At 62.9% G+C, this 24,831-nt stretch carries 19 protein-coding genes and 3 tRNA genes; 14 read left to right on the plus strand and 8 right to left on the minus strand.

Annotated elements, in window-relative coordinates:
- Nucleotides 1–89: 89 nt before the first annotated feature.
- Entirely contained in the window at nucleotides 90–3,569 is a 3,480-nt protein-coding gene (mfd, locus tag L0U81_RS07250) for a transcription-repair coupling factor (protein WP_233801235.1), read from the minus strand.
- Between the two features lie 119 nt (nucleotides 3,570–3,688).
- Between mfd and ispD the strand changes: the two genes are divergently transcribed.
- Nucleotides 3,689–4,402 (plus strand): 2-C-methyl-D-erythritol 4-phosphate cytidylyltransferase, encoded by a 714-nt coding sequence (gene ispD / locus L0U81_RS07255; RefSeq protein ID WP_233801236.1) that lies wholly within the window; start codon nucleotides 3,689–3,691, stop codon nucleotides 4,400–4,402.
- Between the two features lie 80 nt (nucleotides 4,403–4,482).
- Complete coding sequence (gene ispF, locus L0U81_RS07260; protein WP_233801239.1) at nucleotides 4,483–4,962, plus strand: 2-C-methyl-D-erythritol 2,4-cyclodiphosphate synthase; 480 nt, start codon at nucleotides 4,483–4,485, stop codon at nucleotides 4,960–4,962.
- Nucleotides 4,963–4,995: 33 nt separating this feature from the next.
- Here the strand turns inward: ispF and L0U81_RS07265 are convergent, their stop codons facing one another.
- The 3 genes from L0U81_RS07265 to ompR form a co-directional block, all read right to left on the minus strand.
- On the minus strand, nucleotides 4,996–5,544 hold the full coding sequence (locus L0U81_RS07265) for a peroxiredoxin (protein WP_233801241.1): 549 nt from the start codon (nucleotides 5,542–5,544) through the stop codon (nucleotides 4,996–4,998).
- A 75-nt stretch (nucleotides 5,545–5,619) separates the two neighbouring features.
- The gene (locus L0U81_RS07270) at nucleotides 5,620–6,969 is read right to left on the minus strand and encodes an ATP-binding protein (RefSeq protein ID WP_233801243.1); all 1,350 of its coding nucleotides are present in this window, start codon (nucleotides 6,967–6,969) and stop codon (nucleotides 5,620–5,622) included.
- A 101-nt stretch (nucleotides 6,970–7,070) separates the two neighbouring features.
- A complete protein-coding gene (ompR, locus tag L0U81_RS07275; protein WP_006048917.1) occupies nucleotides 7,071–7,805 on the minus strand; it encodes an osmolarity response regulator transcription factor OmpR in 735 nt (244 codons plus the stop codon).
- Nucleotides 7,806–8,032: 227 nt separating this feature from the next.
- Between ompR and L0U81_RS07280 the strand changes: the two genes are divergently transcribed.
- The 3 genes from L0U81_RS07280 (at nucleotide 8,033) to L0U81_RS07290 (ending at nucleotide 11,529) form a co-directional block, all read left to right on the plus strand.
- Complete coding sequence (locus L0U81_RS07280) at nucleotides 8,033–8,359, plus strand: hypothetical protein (protein ID WP_233801245.1); 327 nt, start codon at nucleotides 8,033–8,035, stop codon at nucleotides 8,357–8,359.
- A 163-nt stretch (nucleotides 8,360–8,522) separates the two neighbouring features.
- Nucleotides 8,523–10,166, plus strand: coding sequence for a DUF1800 domain-containing protein (locus L0U81_RS07285; RefSeq protein ID WP_233801247.1), 1,644 nt, complete (start codon nucleotides 8,523–8,525; stop codon nucleotides 10,164–10,166).
- Nucleotides 10,167–10,248: 82 nt separating this feature from the next.
- Nucleotides 10,249–11,529 carry a DUF1501 domain-containing protein gene (locus L0U81_RS07290; RefSeq protein WP_233801249.1) on the plus strand — a complete coding sequence of 427 codons (1,281 nt, stop codon included), beginning with the start codon at nucleotides 10,249–10,251 and terminating at the stop codon, nucleotides 11,527–11,529.
- Between the two features lie 78 nt (nucleotides 11,530–11,607).
- On the opposite strand, the gene L0U81_RS07295 is transcribed toward L0U81_RS07290, so the two are convergent.
- Nucleotides 11,608–12,444: a squalene/phytoene synthase family protein gene (locus L0U81_RS07295; protein WP_233801251.1), complete on the minus strand. Its 837-nt coding sequence runs from the start codon at nucleotides 12,442–12,444 to the stop codon at nucleotides 11,608–11,610.
- A 231-nt stretch (nucleotides 12,445–12,675) separates the two neighbouring features.
- Between L0U81_RS07295 and L0U81_RS07300 the strand changes: the two genes are divergently transcribed.
- A tRNA-Leu gene (locus L0U81_RS07300) sits at nucleotides 12,676–12,762 on the plus strand.
- Nucleotides 12,763–12,862: 100 nt separating this feature from the next.
- Here L0U81_RS07300 and L0U81_RS07305 read toward each other — a convergent pair.
- From L0U81_RS07305 to L0U81_RS07315, 3 genes are all read right to left on the minus strand, one after another.
- Nucleotides 12,863–13,150, minus strand: coding sequence for a hypothetical protein (locus L0U81_RS07305; protein ID WP_233801253.1), 288 nt, complete (start codon nucleotides 13,148–13,150; stop codon nucleotides 12,863–12,865).
- Nucleotides 13,151–13,266: 116 nt separating this feature from the next.
- Nucleotides 13,267–13,719 (minus strand): MarR family winged helix-turn-helix transcriptional regulator, encoded by a 453-nt coding sequence (locus L0U81_RS07310; protein ID WP_233801255.1) that lies wholly within the window; start codon nucleotides 13,717–13,719, stop codon nucleotides 13,267–13,269.
- A gap of 63 nt (nucleotides 13,720–13,782) precedes the next feature.
- Nucleotides 13,783–14,928: a glycerate kinase gene (locus L0U81_RS07315; RefSeq protein ID WP_233801257.1), complete on the minus strand. Its 1,146-nt coding sequence runs from the start codon at nucleotides 14,926–14,928 to the stop codon at nucleotides 13,783–13,785.
- Between the two features lie 557 nt (nucleotides 14,929–15,485).
- On the opposite strand from L0U81_RS07315, the gene tig reads away from it, so the two are divergent.
- From tig to L0U81_RS07355, 8 genes are all read left to right on the plus strand, one after another.
- Nucleotides 15,486–16,832 (plus strand): trigger factor, encoded by a 1,347-nt coding sequence (gene tig, locus L0U81_RS07320; protein WP_233801259.1) that lies wholly within the window; start codon nucleotides 15,486–15,488, stop codon nucleotides 16,830–16,832.
- A 195-nt stretch (nucleotides 16,833–17,027) separates the two neighbouring features.
- Nucleotides 17,028–17,681, plus strand: a complete 654-nt coding sequence (gene clpP / locus L0U81_RS07325) for an ATP-dependent Clp endopeptidase proteolytic subunit ClpP (RefSeq protein WP_013089401.1) — start codon at nucleotides 17,028–17,030, stop codon at nucleotides 17,679–17,681.
- Nucleotides 17,682–17,877: 196 nt separating this feature from the next.
- Nucleotides 17,878–19,149: an ATP-dependent Clp protease ATP-binding subunit ClpX gene (gene clpX / locus L0U81_RS07330; RefSeq protein ID WP_013089402.1), complete on the plus strand. Its 1,272-nt coding sequence runs from the start codon at nucleotides 17,878–17,880 to the stop codon at nucleotides 19,147–19,149.
- Between the two features lie 200 nt (nucleotides 19,150–19,349).
- Nucleotides 19,350–21,770 carry an endopeptidase La gene (lon, locus tag L0U81_RS07335; RefSeq protein WP_233801261.1) on the plus strand — a complete coding sequence of 807 codons (2,421 nt, stop codon included), beginning with the start codon at nucleotides 19,350–19,352 and terminating at the stop codon, nucleotides 21,768–21,770.
- A gap of 377 nt (nucleotides 21,771–22,147) precedes the next feature.
- The gene (locus tag L0U81_RS07340; RefSeq protein WP_233801263.1) at nucleotides 22,148–22,420 is read left to right on the plus strand and encodes an HU family DNA-binding protein; all 273 of its coding nucleotides are present in this window, start codon (nucleotides 22,148–22,150) and stop codon (nucleotides 22,418–22,420) included.
- Nucleotides 22,421–22,521: 101 nt separating this feature from the next.
- Nucleotides 22,522–22,597: transfer RNA gene (locus L0U81_RS07345), tRNA-Val, on the plus strand.
- Nucleotides 22,598–22,642: 45 nt separating this feature from the next.
- Nucleotides 22,643–22,719: transfer RNA gene (locus L0U81_RS07350), tRNA-Asp, on the plus strand.
- A gap of 86 nt (nucleotides 22,720–22,805) precedes the next feature.
- A complete protein-coding gene (locus L0U81_RS07355) occupies nucleotides 22,806–24,740 on the plus strand; it encodes a SurA N-terminal domain-containing protein (protein ID WP_233801265.1) in 1,935 nt (644 codons plus the stop codon).
- Nucleotides 24,741–24,831 lie beyond the last annotated feature (91 nt).

Here is a 24,831-nt window from a genome sequence, read left to right on the forward strand (position 1 = left end):
GTGAGCCGATGCCGCGTTGGCGCAGCGCAGCATGGATGCGAGAAACGGGGGACGTCCCCCCGTTTTCTGCAGTTCATGGAACCCTTCGCTCAGCGCGCAGGCGCGGCCGCCGTGCCGCGGCTCGGCGAACCGAGTGCGCGCAAGGTCTCCTTGACAGTCGCGACGCGCACAGCGAGATCCGGGCTGCGCGTTTCGATACGCAGCTTGTCCTGACCCGCGAGCTTGATGTGCCTGTGCTTCTGCACCATTTCGATGATCCGCATCGCGTCGACCGGCGGATTCGGGACGAACTGCAGGCCGATCACCGCTTCGCCCGCATCGATCTTCGAAATGCCGAGCGGCTTCGCTGCGAGCCGCAGACGATGCGTTTCCACCAGCGCATGCGCCTGCGGTGGCAGCTTGCCGAAGCGGTCGATCAGCTCTTCCTGGATGCCGTCGATCGAATCGTTGTGTTCGCAGTTCGCGAGGCGCTTGTACAGCGACAGACGCTCCTGCACGTCGCCGCAATAATCCGACGGCAGGATCGCGGGAGTGTGCAGGTTGATCTCGGTGGTCGCGGCGAGCGGCGCGGTGAGGTCCGGCTCCTTGCCGTTCTTGAGCGCCTTCACCGCGTCGTTGAGCATGTCGGTATAAAGCTGGAAGCCGATCTCCTGGATCTCGCCCGACTGCTTGTCGCCGAGCACCTCGCCGGTGCCGCGAATCTCGAGGTCGTGCATCGCCAGATAGAAGCCGGAGCCCAGTTCCTCCATCTGCTGGATCGCTTCGAGCCGCCGTTGCGCCTGCTTGGTGAGCCCTTGCTGATCGTGTACGAGCAGATACGAATACGCCTGGTGATGCGAGCGTCCGACGCGGCCACGCAGCTGATGCAATTGCGCGAGACCGAACTTGTCGGAGCGATGGATCAGGATGGTGTTCGCGCTCGGCACGTCGATGCCGGTTTCGATGATCGTCGTGCACAGCAGCACATTCGCGCGCTGGGCGACGAAATCGCGCATCACGCGCTCCAGCTCGCGCTCGTGCATCTGTCCATGCGCGACCGCGATGCGCGCTTCGGGCACCAGCGTTTCGAGCATCTGCCGGCGATTCTCGATCGTCTCGACTTCGTTGTGCAGGAAGTAGACCTGGCCGCCGCGCTTCAGCTCACGCAGCATCGCTTCGCGAATCACGCCGTCTTCCTCGCGCCGCACGAAGGTCTTGATCGCGAGGCGCTTTTGCGGCGCGGTCGCGATCACCGAGAAATCGCGCAGACCTTCGAGCGCCATGCCGAGCGTACGCGGGATCGGGGTCGCGGTCAGCGTCAGCACGTCGACTTCGGCGCGCAGCGCCTTCAGCGCCTCCTTCTGACGCACGCCGAAACGGTGCTCCTCGTCGATGATCACGAGCCCGAGCCGCTTGAACTGCACGTCGGACGACAGCAGCTTGTGCGTGCCGATGACGATATCGACCGCGCCTTCGTTGATCTGCTGGATCGCCGCATTCACTTCTTTCGTCGACTTGAAGCGCGACAGCTCGGCGATGCGCACCGGCCAGTCGGAGAAGCGGTCGCTGAAGGTTTGCGTGTGCTGTTCGGCGAGCAGCGTGGTCGGCGACAGCAGCGCGACCTGCTTGCCGCCCATCACCGCGATGAACGCCGCGCGCAGCGCGACCTCGGTCTTGCCGAAGCCGACGTCGCCGCACACGAGGCGGTCCATCGGCTTGCCGCTCGTCATGTCGCCGATCACGGCCGCGATCGCAGCGGCCTGGTCTGGCGTTTCCTCGAAGCCGAAGCTCTCGGCGAACTTCACATAGTCCTTCGGTTCGAGCGCGAACGCGTGGCCCTCGCGGGCGGCACGGCGCGCGTACAGATTGAGCAGTTCGGCAGCGGTGTCGCGGATCTGCTGGGCGGCCTTGCGCTTGGCCTTTTCCCACTGGCCCGAACCGAGCGAGTGCAGCGGGGCGCTGTCCGGATCAGCGCCGCTATAGCGCGAAATGACATGCAATTGCGCGACCGGCACGTAGAGCTTGCTGTCGCCCGCGTATTCGAGGTGCAGGAACTCGGTTTCGCCTTCGCCGAGGTCCATCGTCACGAGACCCATGTAGCGGCCGATGCCGTGCTGCGAATGCACGACCGGATCGGCGACCTTCAGCTCGGACAGATCGCGCACCATCGAATCGACGTTGCTCGCCTGTTCCTGGCGGCGGCGTCCCGTGCGGCGCGCGAGCGGCCCGTACAGCTCGGTTTCGGTGATGATCGCGATGCCGTCGCCCGGCAGCGCGAAGCCGTTCGCGAGCGGCGCGACGCCGAGCGAGAAATGCGCGTCGGTCTTGAGCCAGTTGGCGAAGCTGTCGGCCGAGGCGGGCTTCAGCTGGTTGTCGGCGAGCAGTTGCAGCAGCGTCTCGCGGCGGCCCGCCGATTCGGCGGCGAACAGCACCCGGTTCGGGGTCGTGGTGAGATACGCGCGCAGCGCCGAGACGGGGTCGTCGGCGTGACGGTCGATCGCGAGGTTCGGCAGCGCGCTCGACCAGGCGCCGTCGGTGTTCGCTGGCAGCACGAGCCGCGCGAAGGGCTTGGCGAACGTGAAGAAATCCTGGTCCGACAGGAACAGCTTCTGCGGTTCGAGAATCGGCCGGTCGCGATCGTGCGACAGGAAGTTGAAGCGCTGCTTCGTATCGTTGGTGAAGCGCCGGATCGCCGCTTCCAGATCGCCGACGAAAGCGAGTTGCGATCCGTCCGGCAGGTAATGGAAGAGCGTGGCCGTTTCCTCAAAGAACAGCGGCAGATAGTATTCGATGCCGGCCGACGGCACGCCGTTGCCGATGTCCTTGTAGATCGATGCACGGCTCGGATCGCCCTCGAAGGTCTCGCGCCAGCGGCTGCGGAATGCGGTGCGCGCGGCTTCGTCGAACGGGAATTCGCGGCCGGGCAGGAGACGCACGTCCTTGACCGGATAGAGGCTGCGCTGCGTGTCGGGGTCGAACGCGCGGATCGAGTCGACCTGGTCGTCGAACAGGTCGATCCGGTAGGGCAGCGGGGAGCCCATCGGGAACAGATCGAGCAGCGAGCCGCGCACGCAGTATTCGCCGGGACGCACGACCTGGCTCACGTGCTCGTAGCCGGCGAGCGTCAACTGCGCCTTCAGTTTCGCTTCGTCGAGCCGCTCTCCCTGCGAGAACGAGAACGTGTAGGCCGCCAGAAACGACGCGGGCGGCATCCGGTACAAAGCCGTCGTGGCCGGCACGAGCAGGATGTCGCAGCGGCCTTCGCCGAGATCGTGCAGCGTCGCGAGCCGCTCGGACACGAGGTCCTGATGCGGCGAAAACGTGTCGTAAGGCAGTGTCTCCCAATCGGGCAGGAGACGCACGCGCGCCTCGGGAGCGAAGAAGCCGATTTCCTGCGACAACCGCTGCGCGTCGACCGCGCTTTCGCAGACCACCGCAAGCAGGGGCATCTTCTCGCGATACGCAAGATGGTAGCGGGCGATCAGCAGTGCGTCGGACGAACCGCGCGTGCCGTCGAAGGCGAAACGCTGGCCGGCCTTGACGAGCGCGACGGGCGAGGAGGACTGCGAGGATGCGGCGATGTCTGGCATAAAGGAGAAAAAGCGGCTCGGGGCTCACGCGACGGCCAAGTTTACGCGTCTACGGGCGTGGATGCGAAGCACGTATTATAAAATCCGTCCTTTACTTTGACCTGGCGGCATCCGCACTCGTGACTTCCCGTCTCTTCGCCCTGATCCCATGCGCAGGCACCGGCAGCCGCTCCGGTGCCGTGATGCCCAAGCAATACCGCACTGTCGCCGGTCGCGACATGCTGTATTACTCGCTCGCCGCGTTCGACGCATGCAGCGAATTTGCCCAGACGCTCGTCGTGATCGCGCCTGACGACCAGCACTTCGACGCGCGTCGCTTCGGCAATCTGCGCTTTGCTGTGCGGCGCGTCGGCGGCGCGTCGCGCCAGGCATCGGTGCTCAACGGTCTGCATGCGCTCGCCGAATTCGGCGCCCATGACGATGACTGGGTGCTCGTGCACGACGCGGCCCGCCCAGGCATCACGCCCGCGCTGATCCGCACGCTGATCGGTTCGCTCAAAGACGACGCGGTCGGCGGCATCATGGCGTTGCCGGTTGCCGATACGTTGAAGCGTATCGACCGCGCGTCGGTCGATGGTCGAATCGCCCGCACCGAGTCGCGTGACGGCTTGTGGCAGGCACAGACCCCGCAGATGTTCCGCATCGGCATGTTGCGTGAGGCAATCCTGCGCGCGCAGGCCGACGGCCACGATCTGACCGACGAGGCGAGCGCGATCGAATGGTCCGGCCACGCGCCGAAGCTCGTGCAAGGCAGCCTGCGCAACTTCAAGGTGACGTATCCGGAAGATTTTGATCTGGCCGAGGCGATTCTGAGCCGCAGCCCCGGTTCGTGATGTCTGGCCGTCGGCCATGGAAAGATTTGGAAAGGCTTTAAAGAAGCCCTGGAGCTTCAGCACTTGAGGATGGGACGCACATGGATTTCAGAATTGGGCAAGGCTACGACGTGCACGCGCTGGTGCCGGGTCGCGCGTTGATCATCGGCGGCGTGACGATTCCGTACGAGCGCGGGCTGCTCGGCCATTCGGACGCGGACGTGCTGCTGCACGCGATCACGGATGCGCTGTTCGGCGCGGCCGCGTTGGGCGACATCGGCCGGCACTTCTCCGATACCGACGCGAAGTTCGCCGGCGCCAACAGCCGCGTGCTGTTGCGCGAATGCGTGGCGCGCGTGAAGGCGGCGGGTTTTGAAATTGGCAACGTCGATAGCAGCGTGGTCGCGCAGGCGCCGAAGCTCGCGCCGCATATCGAAGGGATGCGCGCGAATATCGCGGCGGACCTCGGTCTGCCGGTCGAGCGCGTGAACGTCAAGGCGAAGACGAACGAGAAGCTCGGTTACCTTGGCCGCGGCGAGGGCATCGAGGCACAGGCCGCGGTATTGCTGGTCAGGAGTTAAGCGGGCTTTTGCCGGGGCGATTGACGGCGCCGCTTACAGCGTCGCGCCGCCGATCGGCCGATTGCTCGGACACAGCTCTTCCGTTTGCAGGCCGTCGAGGATGCGCAGCACTTCTTCGGGATTACGGCCCACGTACAGATTGTTGACCGACACGTGCTGGATCGTGTTGTCCGGATCGACGATATAGGTCGCACGCAGCGCGACACCCGCTTCCTTGTCGCGCACGCCGAGCTGGTCGATCAGCTCGCCTTTCACGTCGCCGAACGAGTAGTGGTTGAGCCGGTCGAGGTCCTTATTTTCGCGGCGCCACGCGAGCTTCACGAATTCATTGTCGACGCTGCCGCCGAGCACCACCGCCTCGCGGTCCTCGAACTCCTTGACGAGCCTGGCGAAATCGACGATTTCCGTCGGGCAGATCAACGAAAAATCCTTCGGATAGAAGTAGATGATTTTCCACTTGCCGCGAAACGACTGCTCGGTGATCTCGACGAATGCCGAGATGCCGTGTTCTTCGTGGTCGTTGAAGCCCGGCTTCGCGGCGGTGACGGTGAACGCTTCGAGTTTATCGCCAACGGTTTTCATGCAAAAGCTCCTTCGGAAGTCGCAACAACGGCACGGTTCGAATGGCGGTAGCCTGTCGAGCCGTGCGTCGTCGGCTCACGCGCCTTTCGCGAGCGGAAATTCGATCGTCACTTCGAGCCCTGGTCCGGGCGAGCGGTTGCGCAGACGCAGCGCGCCGCGATAACGCGCGACGAGCCGCTGCACGATCGCCATGCCGAGGCCCGTGCCGTTGGCCTGGGTGCGCGCCGAATTCACACGATAGAACGGCCGTGTGACAAGCGCGAGCTGGTCTTCGGGAATGCCGGGGCCTTCGTCGACCACCGAGAGTTCGACGCGCGAATGCGACACGCGCGTTTCGAGAATCACGTGCGGCACACCGTCGCCTTCACTGCCGCCGTATTTGCGCGCGTTCTCGAGCAGATTGCCGACCACCCGCCGCATGTCGGTTTCATCGGCCTCGATCACCGCGGAGGGCGCGAGCCGCGTGATCAGCCGCATGCTGTCCTCGCTTTGCATACGCGCGGCGAGTTCGCCCGCGATCACCGAGAGGTCGACAGGTTCCGGCACGCGCTGCACGGGACGCGCGTAATCGAGGAAGCGGCCGATGATCATGTCCATCTGCTCGATGTCGTCGACCATCGCGTCCTTGGTGGCCTGGTCGGACGGGCTCATTTCGGTTTCGAGCCGCAGCCGCGCGAGCGGCGTGCGCAGATCGTGCGAGATGCCCGCGAGCATCAGCGCGCGGTCCGCCTCGAGCTGTTCGAGGTCGCGCACCATCTGGTTGAAACTTCGATTGGTTTCGGCGGCGACGCCCATGCCGCGCTCGGGCAGCGGTTCGGGCGATTGCCCCGAGCCGACCCTGCGCGCGGCCATCGCGAGACGCGCGAACGGCCGGTTCACCAGACTCGTGATGAATGCCGCACCGAACAGCGACAGCGCGAGCGCGAACACGCCCCAGCCGGCCCATTGCAGGCCGGTCGCGTTGTCGAGCTGATCGCGGTCGAGTGCGACCCAGTAATCGTCGTCGTCGATCTTGAAGCTGATCCACACGCCGTTGATATCGTTCACGCTCTGCGCGATCACGGTGTCGTCGCCGAGGCGGCCGCGGATGTCGTGCTCGATTAGTCGATTCAGCGATTCGTCGGGCTGGAGTTTGTATTTGTCGGTGGCTTCACGCGGGTACACGCGCACCCCTTCATTGCTCTCCAGATCCTGCAGCAGCGCGCGCCGCAGGTCGGGATCGGAATAGAGGAGTGCGGTGCGCGTGAGCTTCACGATCGCGACGAGTTGCAGAGCCACGCGCTGCGCGCGCGGCTCCCGCTCGATCACGCGAAAGCTTTGGAACCACGCGGCGAGACTGACTGCGATCAACAGTGCGATCAGCAGAAACGTGCGCCAGAAAAGGCCACCGAACGCGAGCGTCAGGAGGCGCCGGTCGATCCGCATGGGCCCTTCTTATGTGAAGTCAAAGACAGAGAATATTCTTCGTGGGACCAGAGTAAGCACTCAAGCGCCTCCTCTGGTCGACACTCAAATGGAACACGAACTCAGGCTGCACCGTCGGGGATGAAGACGTAGCCGAGGCCCCAGACGGTCTGAATAAAGCGGGGGCTGCCTGGATCCGGTTCGATCAGCTTGCGCAGACGCGAGATCTGCACGTCGAGGCTGCGGTCGAAGACTTCGTATTCGCGGCCGCGCGCCAGTTCCATCAGCTTTTCGCGCGACAGCGGCTGCCGCGGATGACGCGCGAACACTTTCAGCACCGAGAATTCGCCCGTGGTGAGCGGAATTTCCTGGCCGGCCTTGGTCAGCGTTCGGGTGGCGAGATTCAGCGCGAACTCGCCGAACTCGAACACCTCGGTGGTCTCGGACGGCGCGCCCGGCAATTCCGACGGCGACTGCCGACGCAGCACCGCGTGAATCCGCGCGACCAGTTCGCGCGGATTGAACGGCTTGGGCAGATAGTCGTCGGCGCCCATCTCGAGGCCGACGATGCGATCGACATCCTCACCCTTGGCCGTCAGCATGATGATCGGCGTGCGATCGTTGCTGCCGCGCAGACGCCGACAGATCGACAGGCCGTCCTCGCCGGGCAGCATCAGATCGAGCACCAGCAGATCGAAGCGCTCGCGCACCCAGAGCTTGTTCATTGACGGGGCATTTTCGGCGACATAGACGTTGAAGCCCTGCTCGCCGAGGTAGCGGCGCAGAAGATCACGCAGGCGTGGATCGTCGTCGACGACGAGGATTTTCGAAGGGTTTTTGGTTTCCATGGTCGGCATCTTAGCGCGATTAGAAAGTGGTGCGCGGTTACACCATTTCTGGGGTTACAGTCGGTTACAAAATTTACCCGCGGTATGGCACGACGTAAAGTATGCGCGTTTAGACTCCTTTACTGAATGCGGCTGTTCGGTGGATACTTCACTCGACAAAACTCTCGCACCCGGCTGTTACCGGGGTTTGTATACGCATCTGAGGTAGCCGGTTGCCGCGCCACGAAGGGAACAACATGAAGGGAGGGGTTTGGCCAAATGTGCGCCTGAGCGTGATTGCACTGGCGGTAGCCGGTACGCTCGCAGGCACACTGGGTCCAACGCTCGCCCATGCGCAGCCGCCCGCGGACAGAGCGGCGAGCGACCATGCGCCCCGCTCCGGCAGCGGCAGAGCCAGCCACCATAAGGCGAGCATCGATCAGCCTGCCTCTGACGTGATTCTGCGTGCCGCAGTTCCCCCTGATCTCGATCAACGTCGCCGCGACGGGCATATGACGCCCGAAGAGCGTCGGCTGCTGCGGCAGCATATCGAAGACGCCGTGCGCGAGTTGTACAAGCGGTAGTCTCCGCATTTCGGCGTCTCTTGCGCGCGCATCGCCGCGTGAAAAATCCTGTTGCATCTTCAGCGTCAACTACCTGATCCGCTGTTCCGTTGAGTCGCCAGCACCGGCGCATTTTGCTCATGCGAGCGCCTCGGCTCGCGACGTCACGCAAAACGGATCAGCGATGATGAAACTTCTTCGACGTGTGAATGGCGTCCCGCGGGTTGCCGTGCCGGCTGGCGTGACGGCCGCGTTGAGCTACGCCTCATCGGTCGCGCTCGCGCAGCCACGCACGACGCGTGCCGCGCACGGTGGGCATCGCGTGGCGTCGGCGGCACCTGCGGCATCGGTCACCACGGACGGCGAGCAAAACCTCCTCGACATCGACGACGCGCGCTTTTTCCTGACCCGCATTGGCTTCGCGCCTGATAACACTGAGCTCGCGCAATATGCGGGACTCACACGTGCTCAGGCAGTCGACAAGGCACTCGCGAATGCGCGCAGCGAAGCCATATCGCTACCACCCGACTGGGTGTTCGAACCGGTTCCGACGCGCGCCGAGCGCAACACATGGACGCCGGATCAACGTCGCGAGCAACAAAAGCTCCTTGGACAGCGTTACGAACTATTACGCGCATGGTGGGTGCGCGAGATGCTGAACACGCCTTCGCCGCTCACCGAACGCATGACGCTGTTCTGGCACAACCACTTCACGTCGGGGCAGGACAAGGTCCAATATCCGCAGCTGATGGCGCGGCAGAATCGGCTGCTGCGCCAGCACGCGCTTGGCCATTTCGGTGAACTGCTGCATGACGTTGCGAAAGATTCGGCGATGCTGCAGTACCTCGACGGCGCGAGCAATCGCAAAGGCAAGCCCAACGAAAATTTCGCACGCGAGGTGATGGAGCTATTCACTCTCGGAGAGGGGCGCTATACGCAGCGCGACGTCGCCGAGGCCGCGCGCGCATACACCGGCTGGAGTCTCGATCCCGACACGCAGGCCTATGCGTGGCGCGCGAACCAGCACGACGACGGCGAGAAGACCGTGCTTGGACAAACCGGCCCGTTCGATGGTGACCAGGTGCTCGATATCCTGCTCGCGCGACCCGAGACCGCGACGTTCGTCACGACGAAGCTTTGGCGCGAGTTCGTTTCCGACACGCCGGACCCTGCGCGCATCGAGCCAATCGCCAAGCGGTTTCGCGCGAGCGACTATGACATCAAGGTCGTGCTCCACGGGCTCTTTCTAAGCGATGCGTTCTGGAGCGACGACAATCGCGGCGTGCTGGTGAAGTCGCCGGTCGAGTTCGTGATCGGCGCGCTGCGCGCATTCGATGTCGGCTACGACGACACCGCGCCATTCGCCGCGCAGATTCGCGCGCTCGGCCAGAACCTGTTCTATCCGCCAAACGTCAAAGGATGGCCGGGCGGCGCGTCGTGGATCAACAGCTCGACGCTGCTCGCGCGCAAGCAGTTCGTCGAGCAGCTGTTTCGCGCGACCGAGAGCATGGAGGCGCCTCGCATGAACGGCGCGGCCGGCGCGAAGAGCGCAGCGAGCGATGCGCGGCCAGCGCTCGCCGCGAATCAGGCGACCCCGACGCTGCAGCGCGTCATGGCGCCCACCGGCCGGGGTGGCGTTCGCTTTGACATCGTGACTTGGCTCGCGCATTACAACGCCTCACCGGCCGCGAAACCTGGGCTGTCGGCCGAATTGCAATTGCAGCACGCGGTGCTGCCGTTCACGCCGGTCAATGCGATCGCCACCGATTCGACCGCGAGCGCTTACCTCGAAGCCTTGCTGATGGACCCTGCGTACCAGTTGAAATAGTCGACCTATTGGCAGTCATTGCAGCGGGCGGACCGCTGGCGGCGGGACAACAGGCGCGGACCTGATCACAACGAGGTGAAGCATGAAACGACGCAGCTTTCTTTCGATGAGCGCGGCCGCCGGCGCGTCGCTATGCCTGTCTCGCGCGTTCGGCGCGGACGACGCGATGGGGGCGCCGTGGCAGGAGGCGTCGAATGCATCGCAAGCGCTGATCGCGCAGACCCGCGGTTACGACAACCTGCTGATCCTCATCGAGCTGAAAGGCGGCAACGACGGTTTGAACACTGTGATCCCGTTTGCCGATCCCACGTACTACACGCTGCGCAAAAACATCGGCATCAAACGCGAACAAATGATGCAGCTCGACGAGCGCACCGCGCTGCATCCCGCGTTGCAGCCGCTGATGCCGCTGTGGCGCAGCCGACAGCTCGCGATCGTGCAGGGCGTCAGCTACGCGCAACCGAACCTGTCGCATTTCCGCTCGATCGAGATCTGGGACACCGCGTCGCGCTCCGATCAGTATCTGTGCGACGGCTGGCTCACGCGCGCGTTCGCGATGCGTCCGGTGCCAGCCGGTTTCGCGGCCGACGGCGTCGTGATCGGCAGCGCCGAAATGGGGCCGCTCGCGAACGGCGCCCGCGCGATTGCGCTCGTCAATCCGGCGCAGTTCGTCAAGGCCTCACGGCTCGCGACGCCGGTGTCCTTGCACGAGCGAAATCTGGCGCTTGCGCATATTCTCGACATCGAAAACGACATCGTGAAAGCGGCCGATCGTTTGCGGCCGCGGCAAGGGCAGCCGCAGTTGAAGACGATGTTTCCCGGCGGCGCGTTCGGCAGCTCGATTAAAACGGCGATGCAGGTGCTGGCCGCGTCGGACACGGTGAATGCAGCCGCCGGCGGACGCGCGTCGCGAGAGCATCCGTTGAGCGGGCAGGGCGTGGCCGTGATCCGGTTAACGTTGAACGGTTTCGATACGCATCAGAATCAGCCGGGTCAGCAGGCCGCGTTGCTCAAACAGTTCGCGGAAGGGATGGCCGCGATGCACGCCGCGCTCGTCGAACTGGGCCGTTGGAACGAGACGCTCGTCATGACGTACGCGGAGTTCGGGCGCCGTCCGCGCGAAAACCAGAGCAACGGCACCGATCACGGCACGGTGGCGCCGCACTTCGTCACAGGCGGTCGCGTGCAGGGCGGTTTGTACGGCGTGCCACCGGTGCTTGCGCGACTCGATGGGAATGGCAACCTGCCGGTCGGCGTGGATTTTCGCCAGCTTTATGCGACGGTGCTCGGGCCCTGGTGGGGGCTCGACGCGTCGGCGATTCTGCAGCAGCAGTTCGAGCCGCTGCCGTTGCTGCGGGCTTGAGCGTCCGGGTGTTTGGGCGCTTATGCGTAGCTCAGCGCGCCGAGGCACTCAGTGTGGCTGCCTTTTCACTCACTGTGTCTATTTCGCGCGCCACGCAATCCATAGCTTGCGGATCGGCGTCAACGCGATGCGCTGATGCAGCACGTGATAACCGTCGCGCTCGATTTCATCGAGCAACGCCAACGCGAGCGCTGCGAGCGCGAGCAGCGTGCGCTGCGTCCGCCGCGCGCTGGCGGGCACCTCGGCGAGCGCGGTCTGAACCGCGGCGCGCGCGCGATGCGTCTGGAAGCGCATCAGCTCGGTGAACGCGTCGGTGTATTTGCGGTTGATCAGATCGGCGGCGGTGACGTTGTAGCGCTGCATCTCGTCGATCGGAACGTAGATGCGGCCGTGTCGCGCATCGTTACCGGTTTCGGCGACGAACTGCGCGAGCATCAGGGCCTCGCCGAGCGAGGCGGCCCACTCCGACGCTGGCGCGGCACCGTTGGCCGATCCGGTTGCCGCGGCGCGTGACACCAGCGATGCAAAATTGCCGCCAACGCCGCGCACATAGCGCCGCAGGTTCGGATAGTCGAGATAGCGCGCCTGGTCGAGATCCATCTCGAAGCCGGCGAGCAGTTCCTGCAGAGCCGGATATTCGGCCTGCGCGTCAGGCAGATAGGCCGCGAGCGCCTCGGAAACCGGATGCGACGGCGAGCCCGCGGCAAGCGCGGCGATTTCTTTTTGCCACCACGCGAGCTTGGTGCGGCCGACTGCGGGGTCGCTCGTTTCCTTGACCGTTTCCTCGAACTCGCGACGCAGCGCGAAGAGCGCCGTCAACAGCGGCTGACTCGCTGCGCGCGCCTGGCGAAGCGCATAGTAGGTGCTCGATCCTGGGGGCGCCGCTTTTTGCTGGCAATAATCGTCGAAATTCACGGGATGGGTGCGTGGGGAAGGGCTAGTCGAGAAGGGCGCCGGCGTCCGTCGCGGCGCCTTTTTCGCCGAGCCGAAAATTGTAGCATCGGCGCCGCGCGCGCAGATGCCGCTGAATGCAGACAAGCGCGGATCAATCGGTTAGAATCTCGCGCTTACGCTTTCGGACGCGCGTTTAGCGCGGTTGGGAGTGCACAGGACAATCGGGCGCGACGCATCGCGGCGTACCCGGCTGCGAGGGTGGCGAAATTGGTAGACGCACCAGGTTTAGGTCCTGACGCCCGCAAGGGTGTAGGGGTTCGAGTCCCCTCCCTCGCACCACTTGTTGGTAGTCAAGAAAAACCCCGTCAAGTCTTTGGACCGACGGGGTTTTTCTTTTTGCGCGGTTTCTGGAAGACCGTTGTCCTGCTCGGCGGCCTTCTCAGGCGTCCGGCGCTCCCGACGCATCCTGCGATCCCGGTAGTTCCGCCTGCGCGGCGCCTTCGAGGAAGCGGCGCGTCGATTCGAACGCCTGCAGCATCTGGTCCGGCCACGGTGTTTGCAGCATCACCGCCTGATGATTTTCAAATGCCGACGTCAACAGTTTCGCCAGCTCCGGCGAACGAAGATGACGCAGCACGACGCTGAGCGCGATCGCAGTCGCCTGGCTCGCGCCGGCGGTCTGGAGTTCCGACGCGGTGAGTGCCGCGACCTGTTTGTTGATGTCCACTGAAACGTCCCTGAATGAAAAAGAGGATGAAGGCAAGTTGGCCAATCCTCAATTTTGACACGCGCCACCCGATGCCGTGAAACGGCGCGCTTCAAACACTGCGGGTTCGCCGTGCGTTATGACTCCCGCGCGTTCATCGTGCTGATCACCTTATCGAGCGCCGCGCCGAGCGCGGCCCTTTCCTCTTCGTCGAGGCAGTCGAACAAATCGTCGTTCCATTTGCGCGCGATCGGCATCACCTTGCGGTAGAGTGCGCGGCCTTCCTGCGTCAAGGAAACCAGTACGACGCGGCCGTCCGCGGCGCTCGCTTCGCGCTGCACGAGTCCCTGCCGGATCAGGGCTTCGGCTGCGCGGCTCGCCTGGCTTTTGTCGAGATTGGCATGCCGCGCCAGTTCCATGATCGAGAACGGCCCGAACGACCCCACCGATGCAATCACCCGTGCTTCAGGCAGCGTCACGTCGAGCTTCGCCGCGTAGCGCGCGCTGATGCCGCGCTCGGCCAGTTTGTTCAGCACGTGCAGGCGGTATGTGAGGAACTGCTCGAGCCCGGCTTTGGCGGAGTCCTTCATGGTCACCCCGTGATGAGTGGAACGGTCGTGGCGCTGTGATTGTTGCTGCAACCGTTTTGCGGGTCAACGCACGCCGTATTTCAGGCGCGTCAGCTGCTCGGCCTCGTTGGCGAGCAGGCGCGCCGCGTCGCGAATTGCGACGTCGAGCGTGATCGGCCCCGGCGCCGGCGAAAAGCAGCCGCTGAAGTATTCGGCAAGACGCGGCAGCGCGGCGGGATCGACCGCGCCGGACAGCAGCGTGGCGGGCACGCCCGCGGCCCGCGCATGCGCACATGCGATGAACGGCGCCTTACCGTGCAGCGTCTGCACGTCGGAGCGGCCTTCGCCGGTGATCAGCCAGTCGGCGCCAGCAAGCGCGGCGTCGAGGCCGATCTGCCGCGCAACCGTTTCCGCGCCCGGCTCGAACTGCGCGCCGAGCATGTGCAGCGCGAAGCCGAGCCCGCCCGCCGCGCCGGCGCCCGCCTTGTCGCGCGCGGTGCGGCCCAGCGCGGCTTCGAGCAGATCGGCGAAGCGCGCGAGCGCCGCGTCGATCGACGCGACCTGTTCGGGCTTGACGCCTTTTTGTGGGCCGAAGATCGCGGTTGCTCCGTGCTCGCCGGTGAGCGGGTTGTCGACGTCCGACATGCCGATGAACTGCGTGTCGGCAAGCCGCGTATCTAACTGCGACACGTCGACCCGTGCAATACGCGCCAGTTGCTCGGGCGTGCCGTCGAGCTCATTGCCTTGCGCATCGAAGAGCTGCAGGCCAAGGCCGGCGAGCAGGCCGGCGCCGCCGTCGTTCGTGCTGCTGCCGCCGAGTGCGACGAAAAAACGCCGCACGCCAGCGTCGAGCAGCGCGCGAATCGCCTCGCCCATGCCGCGCGTGCTGCGCGCCTCGACCGGCACGCCCATGCCGACCGGGTCCGTTATGCCGACGATCTCCGCCGTTTCGATGATTGCGCTGCCATCCGCGAGCAGGCCCGTCAGCGCTTCGCGTGTCGGACCGGCCGCGCCTTGCACGCTGAGCGCGCGGCGCTCGCCGCCGCTCGTGAGCATGGCGTCGAGCGTGCCCTCACCGCCGTCGGCCATTGGGCAGATGCGCACGCTGGCGTCGGGGCGTGCGCGCAGGATGCCGGATGCGATGGCCTGCGCGACCTGTTCCGCACTGAGCGAGCCTTTGAATGAATCGGGAGCGATGACGACGACAGGCGAGGGCGACGAATTCGGCATGGTGTCTCGGAGAGGTTTGAGTCGTTGTAAGCGGTTGCTGAAGCGGGTGAAGCGACCGGCTGCGGGCGACCGGCGGCGGGCGACCGGCTGCTGGCGGCTCGACCGAGTGCGTTAGCTTAGCAGCATGGGGGCGTCGGCTGAATAGGTCGAACGGCATAGGGGATCGCCGCAACGACGCGTCGGCCGCGGGTGCGCGCGAGCGTCTGCACGAACCCTCGTCGCGGGACAAAAAAACGGCGGAGGAATGCCCGGTGCGGATCGGATCACGACGCCAGAGGCTGACCGCTCCGCTGGTGTCAAAACCACCCGAAAATGGCCATCAAAATCCCCGGAATGCGGGGAAAAGTCGATGCAATCATCGAATCCCGGTTAGGCGCGCAAATAGTTTGCTAAAATATTCGGCTCTTTGGACTCAACCGTGCTGCCAGCGGCCTGCAAGCCCGCGGCGCAGGCGCCTGGTCGATGCAATCGGCGACGCAAGCCGATGCCAAGCGACATCGACAGGCGGCACGAGAAGATAACTGATTCGCTCGAATAATTTTAGGACGATTGAAGCCATGGCTAACGTTGTTGAAAACCTCGGCAAGCTCGAACGCCGCGTGACGATTTCCCTGCCGAAGGATGCCGTGCAGAAGGAAGTGGATTCGCGTATCCGTCAACTCGCGAAGAACGTGCGCATGCCGGGTTTCCGCCCGGGCAAGGTGCCGCTCAAGATGGTGACGCAACAGTATTCGGGCCAGGTGGAAGCCGAAGTGCTGAGCGACAAGGTCGGCAAGGAATTCTTCGATATCAGCCGCACCGAAAACCTGCGTGTCGCGGGTCAACCGAGCTTCGCGCCGAAGGCCGACGCCGCTGAAGGCAGCTACGCGTTCGACGCGACCTTCGAGGTGTACCCGGAAGTGAAGCTGGGCGACGTCGCCACGGCAGAAATCGAGCGCACCACGACCACCATCAGCGAAGCGGAAATCGACCGCACGCTGGACATCCTGCGCAAGCAGCGCGTGCACTTCCACGCTCGTGGTGAATCCGGCGAGCACGGCGACGGCGGCGCGGACACGGCCGCGAAAGACGGCGATCGCGTGACGGTCGACTTCCTCGGCAAGCTCGACGGTGAAGCATTCCAGGGTGGTAACGCCGAAGACTTCGGCTTCATCCTTGGCGAAGGCCGCATGCTGCCGGAATTCGAAAAAGCCGCGCTCGGCCTGAAGGCTGGCGAAGCGAAGGAATTCGACCTGAAGTTCCCGGACGACTACCACGGCAAGGAAGTGGCAGGCAAGACGGCGCAATTCACGATCACGATGAAGAAGATCGAATGGCCGCATCTGCCCGAAGTCAACGGCGAATTCGCGAAGTCGCTCGGCATCGAAGACGGCGATCTGACCAAGATGCGCGCCGAGATCAAGGACAACCTCGAGCGTGAAGCGAAGCGTCGCACGCAAGCCATCGTCAAGAATCAGGTGATGGACGCACTGCTGAAGATCTCGGAACTCGACGTGCCGAACGCGCTGATCGAACAGGATCAGGAACGCCTCGTCGCGATGGCTCGCCAGGATCTGGAGCAGCGCGGCGTGCCGAACGCCAAGGACGCGCCGATCCCTGCCGCGATGTTCAAGGAGCAGGCCGAGCGCCGCGTGAAGCTGGGCCTCGTGCTGGCCGAGCTCGTGAAGGCGAACGAACTGCAGGCGAAGCCGGAGCAGATCCGCGCCGAAGTCGACGAATTCGCGAAAAGCTATGAAGACCCGAAGGAAGTCGTCCGCTGGTATTATTCAAACCAGCAACGTCTTGCTGAAATGGAAGCGTATGTCGTTGAAGCCAACGTCGTCGACTTCGTCCTCAGCAAGGCCAAGGTGACGGACAAGGAAGTGAGCTTCGAAGAACTGGCAAGCGCAACGGCGCAGGCGTAAGCGTCGCTGCAACGGCGTGCCGGCTGTCGGAGCGACCGACGGCCCGCACGCCGTTTTTTTGTGCCGTGAAAATGTGTGACGCACCGGATCAGGTCGTGCGGCGCACACATCAGACTGCACTTGAATACGGGCTCGTCGCACCAACCTGTGTCCAGCGGCTAATATTCAGACTATTTCCAGACAAGGATCCATTGCATGACCTTTCGCGCCCAAATGCTGGACACGTTGACCTCCCAGTCGTCCCGGGATCTCGAAGCGCAGGCACTCGGTCTGGTGCCGATCGTCGTGGAAACGAGCGGCCGGGGCGAGCGCTCGTATGATATTTATTCGCGTCTACTGAAAGAACGCATCGTGTTCCTCGTGGGCGAAGTGAACGACCAGACGGCCAATCTGGTGGTCGCGCAGATGCTGTTTCTCGAAAGCGAAAATCCGGACAAAGACATCTATTTCTATATCAACAGCCCGGGCGGGTCGGTGTCGGCGGGTATGGCGATCTACGATACGATGCAGTTCATCAAGCCGGACGTCTCGACGCTGTGTATGGGACTCGCGGCAAGCATGGGCGCGTTCCTGCTCGCGGCCGGTGCGAAGGGCAAGCGTTTCGCGCTGCCGAATTCGCGCGTGATGATTCACCAGCCGCTCGGCGGCGCGCGCGGCCAGGCATCGGACATCGAAATCCAGGCGCGTGAAATCCTGTACCTGAAGGATCGGCTGAATCATCTGCTCGCGCACCACACCGGTCAGCCCGTCGAGCGTATAGCGCGCGACACCGACCGCGACAATTTCATGTCCGGTGATGACGCGCAAGCTTACGGCCTCGTCGATCAGGTGGCGCACAAGCGTCCCTGATCTGGTACGGTTTTGCCCCGCTGTTTTGCCCACTGTTGTGGCAAAACCGTCATCGGGTCGGTTGTGAATGACCAACTTCCGTCCGGGCGTTTGCGGCAAGCGCCGTTATCCTGCTAACTAGCCCTGCCGCGCCCAAACTGCGTGGCAGGGGCAAACGGCGTATTATGTAATCCGGTGTCCGGAGGCTCACACATCTATGGCGGACAAGAAAGGTTCTAACAGCGAAAAGCTGTTGTATTGCTCGTTCTGCGGCAAGAGTCAGCATGAGGTCAAGAAACTGATTGCTGGCCCGTCGGTGTTCATCTGTGATGAATGTATCGACCTTTGCAACGAAATCATTCGCGACGAGGCTGCGGGCGCGGGCATCGAGGCGGGCTTGTCCAAGTCCGATCTGCCGACTCCGCAGGAAATCCGCGAAATTCTCGACCAGTATGTGATCGGTCAGGAGCGCGCGAAGAAGATCCTCGCGGTTGCGGTCTACAACCACTACAAGCGCCTCAAGCATCTCGACAAGAAGGATGAAATCGAGCTGTCGAAGAGCAACATCCTGCTGATTGGCCCGACCGGTTCAGGCAAGACGTTGCTCGCACAGACGCTCGCGCGCCTTCTGAACGTGCCGTTCGTGATTGCCGACGCAACCACGCTGACGGAAGCCGGCTATGTCGGCGAAGACGTCGAGAACATTATTCAGAAGCTGCTGCAGAACTGCAATTACGAGGTGGACAAGGCCCAGCGCGGCATTGTCTATATCGACGAAATCGACAAGATCAGCCGCAAGTCCGACAACCCGTCCATCACGCGCGACGTGTCGGGCGAAGGCGTTCAGCAGGCTCTCCTGAAGCTGGTCGAAGGCACGATGGCATCGGTGCCGCCGCAAGGTGGCCGTAAGCATCCGAACCAGGACTTCATCCAGGTTGATACGACGAACATTCTGTTCATCTGCGGCGGTGCCTTCGACGGCCTCGAGAAGGTCATCGTCGATCGTACCGAGAAGACCGGCATCGGCTTCGGCGCGAGCGTGAAGAGCAAGCAGGACCGCGACGCCGGCGAAGTGCTGCGCGAAGTCGAGCCGGAAGATCTGATCAAGTTCGGCCTGATTCCGGAACTGATCGGCCGTCTGCCGGTGGTCGCCACGCTCGGCAAGCTCGACGAAGCGGCTCTGATGAAGATTCTCGTCGAACCGAAAAATGCGCTGGTCAAGCAGTACCACAAGCTCTTCAGCATGGAGCGCGTCGAGCTCGAAATTCGTCCGGCCGCGCTGCAGGCCGTGGCACGCAAGGCGATCCGCCGCAAGACCGGCGCGCGGGGATTGCGTTCGATTCTGGAACAGGCGCTGCTCGATGTGATGTACGACCTGCCGCAAATGAAAGGTGTCAGCAAGGTCATCATTGACGACAACGTTATCGACGGCGACGGCAAACCGCTGCTGATCTACGAAGACGCGCCGAAGGTCGCGGGTTCGAACTGATCGGCTTTCGAGTTCTGCAAAAAAGCCGTTCATGGCGACGTGAACGGCTTTTTCGTTTATCGTGTGGTCAGGCTGGTTGTTCTCACTATGGAGTCACTGAACTTTCGGAGTCACTGAACTTTTCCCACACGCGAAGGCTTGCAATATTTTCTGCTGGCCTCACCTATCGAACGAACTGATTCCACTCATGGGGAAATGAAATGTCAGGAACCCAACTCCTCCCGCCGGAACGCATTACGCTGCCGCTGCTCCCGCTGCGCGACGTAGTCGTTTTCCCGCACATGGTGATTCCGCTCTTCGTAGGCCGCCCGAAGTCGATCAAGGCTCTCGAAGCAGCGATGGAAGGCGGCAAGCACATCATGCTCGTCGCCCAAAAAACGGCTGCGAAAGATGAGCCGACCGAAAAGGACATGTACGAAGTAGGGTGTATCGCCAACATCCTGCAGATGCTGAAGCTGCCCGACGGTACCGTGAAGGTGCTCGTCGAAGGCTTGCAGCGCGCGAAGACGCTTTCCATCGAAGAACAGGAAACGCAGTTCTCGTGCGAAGTCATGCCGCTCGAACCCGACCACGCCGACAGCGCTGAAACCGAAGCGCTGCGTCGCGCGATCGTGTCGCAATTCGACCAGTATGTGAAGCTGAACAAGAAGATTCCGCCGGAGATCCTGACGTCGCTGTCGGGGATCGACGAGGCTGGGCGTCTCGCCGATACGATCGCGGCGCATCTGCCGCTCAAGCTCGACCAGAAGCAGCACATCCTCGAGATGTTCCCGGTGATCGAGCGGCTCGAGCATCTGCTCGCGCAACTCGAAGCCGAGATCGACATCCTGCAGGTCGAAAAGCGTATCCGAGGGCGCGTAAAGCGTCAGATGGAGAAGAGCCAACGCGAGTACTACCTGAACGAACAGGTCAAGGCGATCCAGAAGGAACTCGGCGAGGGGGAAGAAGGTGCGGATCTCGAGGAACTCGAGAAGCGCATCACGGCTGCCCGTATGCCGAAGGAAGCGAAGAAGAAGGCCGACGCCGAGCTGAAGAAGCTCAAGCTGATGTCGCCGATGTCTGCGGAAGCGACGGTCGTGCGCAACTACATCGACACGCTGATCGGCTTGCCGTGGCGCAAGAAGAGCAAGGTCAACAACGACCTGTCGAATGCGGAGCGCGTGCTCGACGAAGACCACTTCGGTCTCGAAAAGGTCAAGGAACGCATTCTCGAGTATCTCGCAGTCCAGCAACGTGTCGACAAGGTCAAGGCGCCGATCCTGTGCCTCGTTGGGCCTCCGGGTGTCGGTAAGACTTCGCTCGGCCAGTCCATCGCACGTGCGACGAACCGCAAGTTTGTGCGCATGGCCTTGGGTGGCGTACGTGACGAAGCCGAGATTCGCGGCCACCGTCGTACGTACATTGGTTCGATGCCGGGCAAGATCCTGCAAAGCCTGACTAAGGTCGGCGTGCGCAATCCGCTTTTCCTGCTCGACGAAGTCGACAAGATGGGTCAGGATTTCCGCGGCGATCCGTCGTCGGCGCTGCTCGAAGTGCTCGATCCGGAACAGAACCACACGTTTGCGGATCACTACGTCGAAGTCGACTTCGATCTGTCGGACGTGATGTTCGTGGCGACGTCGAACTCGCTGAACATTCCGCCGCCGTTGCTCGACCGGATGGAAGTGATCCGTTTGTCGGGTTACACGGAAGACGAGAAGGTCAGCATCGCGCAGCGGTATCTTTTGCCCAAGCAGAAGAAGAACAACGGCCTCAAGGATGGCGAGGTCGATGTGACGGAAACGGCGATTCGCGACATCATTCGTTACTACACGCGCGAGGCGGGCGTCCGTTCGCTTGAGCGTGAAATTTCGAAGATCTGCCGCAAGGTCGTGAAGATGCTGCTGCTGAAGAAGGCGGAAGGCGCGGCGAAGGTCGACGGCAGCAATCTCGACACGTTCCTCGGCGTGCGCAAGTATGACTTCGGTCTGGCCGCGAAGGAAAATCAGGTAGGCCAGGTTACGGGTCTCGCGTGGACGGAAGTGGGCGGCGATCTGCTGACCATCGAAGCCGCGGTGATGCCGGGCAAGGGCAATGTGATCCGCACGGGTTCGCTCGGCGACGTGATGAAGGAATCCGTCGAGGCGGCGCGGTCGGTCGTGCGTTCGCGTTCGCGTCGTCTTGGTGTCAAGGACGAAGCGTTCGAGAAGCAGGACATTCACATTCACGTGCCGGAAGGGGCGACGCCGAAAGATGGTCCTTCGGCCGGTATCGCGATGACGACCGCGCTGGTGTCGGTGTTGACCGGTATTCCGGTGCGCGCCGATGTCGCGATGACGGGCGAAATCACATTGCGTGGCGAAGTCCTGCCGATCGGCGGCCTGAAGGAGAAGCTGCTCGCGGCGCATCGCGGCGGCATCAAGCTGGTGCTGATTCCGGAAGAGAACGTCAAGGACTTGACCGAGATTCCGGACAACGTGAAGAACGCGATCGAAATCGTGCCGGTCCGCTGGATCGACAAGGTGCTCGAGCTTGCACTCGAACGGGTGCCGCAAGCGTTGCCGGAAGACGAGCCGAAGCCTTCGGCGCCGGTTGGGGCTGAGCCGGACAAGGATGCTGCATCGGAGGTCGTCAAGCACTGAGGTTCGAAGCGCATGAGAATGCGCTGACGCCGAAGCTTCCAGCAGCACTGTTACTCGCTAAATCAAAGAACCCGCGGTCATGGCCGCGGGTTTTTTATTGCCCGCACGACCTCGTCATGCGCTGAGCAGGTTCCGCTCTTCGACGAAATCCCACATTCCGGGCGGCGCAAAACGCGCGCGTCGCTGCTCCGCATCGGCAGTCTTTCTGCTGCAACATGCAAAGCGCCCCTCTAAAACTGCGCCGATCAGGCTCAACCCCGCTTGACACAAGGGTTTCGGCCGCTTCTAATGGGGCGGCCTGGCGTAACCGCCGGCCGCGTGGCGGAGGTGCTGGAAAGCACTGCCACGATTGCCAATAAACATTCACGGGGGTTGGAATGAACAAGACGGAATTGATCGATCACATCGCACAGCAAGCCGACATTTCCAAGGCCGCGGCCGGCCGTGCGCTCGATGCAGTGATCGCCGGTGTCAAAAGCACGTTGAAGAAGGGCGGGTCGGTTACGTTGGTCGGGTTCGGTACGTTCGCGGTCGGCAAGCGCACGGCGCGCACCGGACGCAATCCGCGCACGGGCGCCGAAATCAAGATCAAGGCGGCGAAAGTTCCTAAATTTAGGCCTGGCAAAGCGCTGAAGGATGCGCTAAACTAATAGGCTTGCTGCTTGAGGAATTGCTGAAGCAGGATGCTTGAGCGGTCCGCGGAGAAAGTAGCGGCAAGATAGGAAACACATCAAGCACTGAATCACGAAACGGGTGCTTAGCTCAGTTGGTAGAGCGGCGCCCTTACAAGGCGTAGGTCGGGAGTTCGAGCCTCTCAGCACCCACCAGTTTCAGATTCTGTGACAGTGTTTTCAGCAGTACGCGCAGTATAAGGAGTGGTAGTTCAGTCGGTTAGAATACCGGCCTGTCACGCCGGGGGTCGCGGGTTCGAGTCCCGTCCACTCCGCCAATATCCACGAAAGGCGAACTCCGGTTCGCCTTTTTTGTTGCCCGCTGTTGTAAGATCGGGCGTTCTGTTTTTGGCATCCCTCACGCATGCTCGATTTTTTCCGCAATCACCAACGCCTGATGATGTTCATGCTCATCCTCGTCATTTTGCCGGGGTTGGGTTTCGTGGGTATTCAGGGCTTCCGCGGCTTCTTTGACGAAAGCGCAAACGTCGCGAGTGTCAACGGTCACAAGATCACCCGCGTCGAGTACGACGACGCGGTGCGTCAGCAGATCGATCGCGGCCGTCAGATGCTCGGCGCGCAGTTCGACATGAAGTCGTTCGACACACCGGAGCGCCGTCAGCAGATGCTCGACGGCATGATCGAGCAGCGTGTGCTCGCGGACGAAACGCAGCGTCAGCATCTGACCGCATCGGACGACGCGGTGCGCCGCACGCTGATGTCCGATCCGGTGATCTCGTCGCTGAAAAATCCCGACGGTTCGATCGACCTCGACCGCTACAAGCAGTTGCTCGCGATGCAAGGCATGACACCCGATCAGTACGACGAGCGGGTGCGCTACAACCTCGCGATGCAACAGCTGCCCGCGAGCATCGAAGCGAGTGCGTTCACGTCGAAGACGCTCGCGCAACACCTCACCGAGCTCGCCCAGCAGCAGCGTGAAGTGCAGGGCATCGCGTTCCATCCGCACGACTACGCGGCGAAGGTCCAGCCGACCGACGCGCAACTGCAAGCGTACTACGACGCGCATCGCAACGATTTCGCGACGCCCGCGACCGCGACGATCCAGTACCTGGTGATGTCGCAGGCCACGTTGAGCGCCTCGGTGCAGCCGACCGACGCAGACCAGAAGAAGTACTACGACGACAACATCGCGCACTTCCGCACCGAAGCCGAAGTGCGCGCGAGCCACATCCTGATCGCGGCACCGAAGGACGCGAGCGCGGCTGACAAGGCCAAGGCGAAGCAGAAGGCCGAGGAGTTGCTCGCGCAGGTCAAGGCGCATCCGGACCAGTTCGCGCAGATCGCGCAGCAGAACTCGCAGGATCCGGGTTCCGCACCGAAGGGGGGCGATCTCGGCTACTTCGGCCGCGGCATGATCGCGGGCGGCCCGGCGTTTGACGACGCGGTATTCGAGCTGAAGAAGGGCGAAATCAGCGGCATCGTGCAGACCGACTTCGGTTTCCACATCGTCAAGGTCACGGACGTGAAGCCGGCGGTCACGAAGTCGTTCGACGAAGTCAAAGACCAGATCGCCAGGGAGCTGAAGACGCAACTGGCGGCCAAGGCGTTTACCGACAGCTCGGAAGGCTTCACGTCGATCGTCTATGAAAAGGCCAAGAGCCTGCAGCCGGCCGCGGACAAGTTCAAGCTGCAGATCCAGACCGCGACGGTCACGCCGCAGCCGGATCCGAAGCTGGCACCCGACAGCCCGCTGAACAACCCGAAGTTTCTCGCGGCCGTATTCGCGAACGACTCGGTGTCGGCGCATAACAATACGCAGGCCATCGACGTCGGCAACAACACGCTGATCGCCGCACGCGTCAGCGACTACAAGCCCGCTGCCGTGCCCACATTCGAGGCGGTGAAAGACGCGGTGCGTCAGAAGGTGATCGCCGAGCAGTCGAACGAGGCCGCGCACAAGGACGGCATCGCGAAGCTGGCCGAGTTCGAGAAGTCGAGGTCGATCACGGGTTTCTCGTCGCCGCTGAAAGTGTCGCGCAATGATGCGCAAGGCGTGCCGCCTGCCGCACTGAGTGCAATCTACAAGGTCGATGCGCAAAAACTGCCGGCGTACGTCGGTGTCGATCTCGGCGACGACGGCTACGCAATCTATCGCGTGAACCAGATCGTGCCGCCCGCGGCCACCGATGCGCAGCATCTCGCCGCCGCGCAGCAGCAGATTGCGCAGGTGGACGCGCAGTCGCAGGCCGAAGCCTATCTGAAGGCGCTGCGCGAGCGCTCGAGCGTGAAGTTCTACGGTTCGCTCGATAGCGCTGCGCAGGCGGCCGACCAGTAAGCCGTCGTAAGCATTACCTGCCTGCCTCAAAAAAGCCCCGCCAATGCGGGGCTTTTTCATTTCTCCCCAACTTCCGCAGGGAAGTTGTTTA

This window comes from Paraburkholderia sp. HP33-1, assembly GCF_021390595.1.
Classification (GTDB): domain Bacteria; phylum Pseudomonadota; class Gammaproteobacteria; order Burkholderiales; family Burkholderiaceae; genus Paraburkholderia.

Excerpts from the sequence above, each read along its gene's own strand:
- mfd (WP_233801235.1), bottom strand. The coding sequence starts at position 3,569 with ATGCCAGACATCGCCGCATCCTCGCAGTCCTCCTCGCCCGTCGCGCTC.
- ispF (WP_233801239.1), top strand. The coding sequence starts at position 4,483 with ATGGATTTCAGAATTGGGCAAGGCTACGACGTGCACGCGCTGGTGCCG.
- L0U81_RS07265 (WP_233801241.1), bottom strand. The coding sequence starts at position 5,544 with ATGAAAACCGTTGGCGATAAACTCGAAGCGTTCACCGTCACCGCCGCG.
- L0U81_RS07270 (WP_233801243.1), bottom strand. The coding sequence starts at position 6,969 with ATGCGGATCGACCGGCGCCTCCTGACGCTCGCGTTCGGTGGCCTTTTC.
- ompR (WP_006048917.1), bottom strand. The coding sequence starts at position 7,805 with ATGCCGACCATGGAAACCAAAAACCCTTCGAAAATCCTCGTCGTCGAC.
- L0U81_RS07280 (WP_233801245.1), top strand. The coding sequence starts at position 8,033 with ATGAAGGGAGGGGTTTGGCCAAATGTGCGCCTGAGCGTGATTGCACTG.
- L0U81_RS07285 (WP_233801247.1), top strand. The coding sequence starts at position 8,523 with ATGATGAAACTTCTTCGACGTGTGAATGGCGTCCCGCGGGTTGCCGTG.
- L0U81_RS07290 (WP_233801249.1), top strand. The coding sequence starts at position 10,249 with ATGAAACGACGCAGCTTTCTTTCGATGAGCGCGGCCGCCGGCGCGTCG.
- L0U81_RS07310 (WP_233801255.1), bottom strand. The coding sequence starts at position 13,719 with ATGAAGGACTCCGCCAAAGCCGGGCTCGAGCAGTTCCTCACATACCGC.
- L0U81_RS07315 (WP_233801257.1), bottom strand. The coding sequence starts at position 14,928 with ATGCCGAATTCGTCGCCCTCGCCTGTCGTCGTCATCGCTCCCGATTCA.
- tig (WP_233801259.1), top strand. The coding sequence starts at position 15,486 with ATGGCTAACGTTGTTGAAAACCTCGGCAAGCTCGAACGCCGCGTGACG.
- clpP (WP_013089401.1), top strand. The coding sequence starts at position 17,028 with ATGACCTTTCGCGCCCAAATGCTGGACACGTTGACCTCCCAGTCGTCC.
- clpX (WP_013089402.1), top strand. The coding sequence starts at position 17,878 with ATGGCGGACAAGAAAGGTTCTAACAGCGAAAAGCTGTTGTATTGCTCG.
- lon (WP_233801261.1), top strand. The coding sequence starts at position 19,350 with ATGTCAGGAACCCAACTCCTCCCGCCGGAACGCATTACGCTGCCGCTG.
- L0U81_RS07340 (WP_233801263.1), top strand. The coding sequence starts at position 22,148 with ATGAACAAGACGGAATTGATCGATCACATCGCACAGCAAGCCGACATT.
- L0U81_RS07355 (WP_233801265.1), top strand. The coding sequence starts at position 22,806 with ATGCTCGATTTTTTCCGCAATCACCAACGCCTGATGATGTTCATGCTC.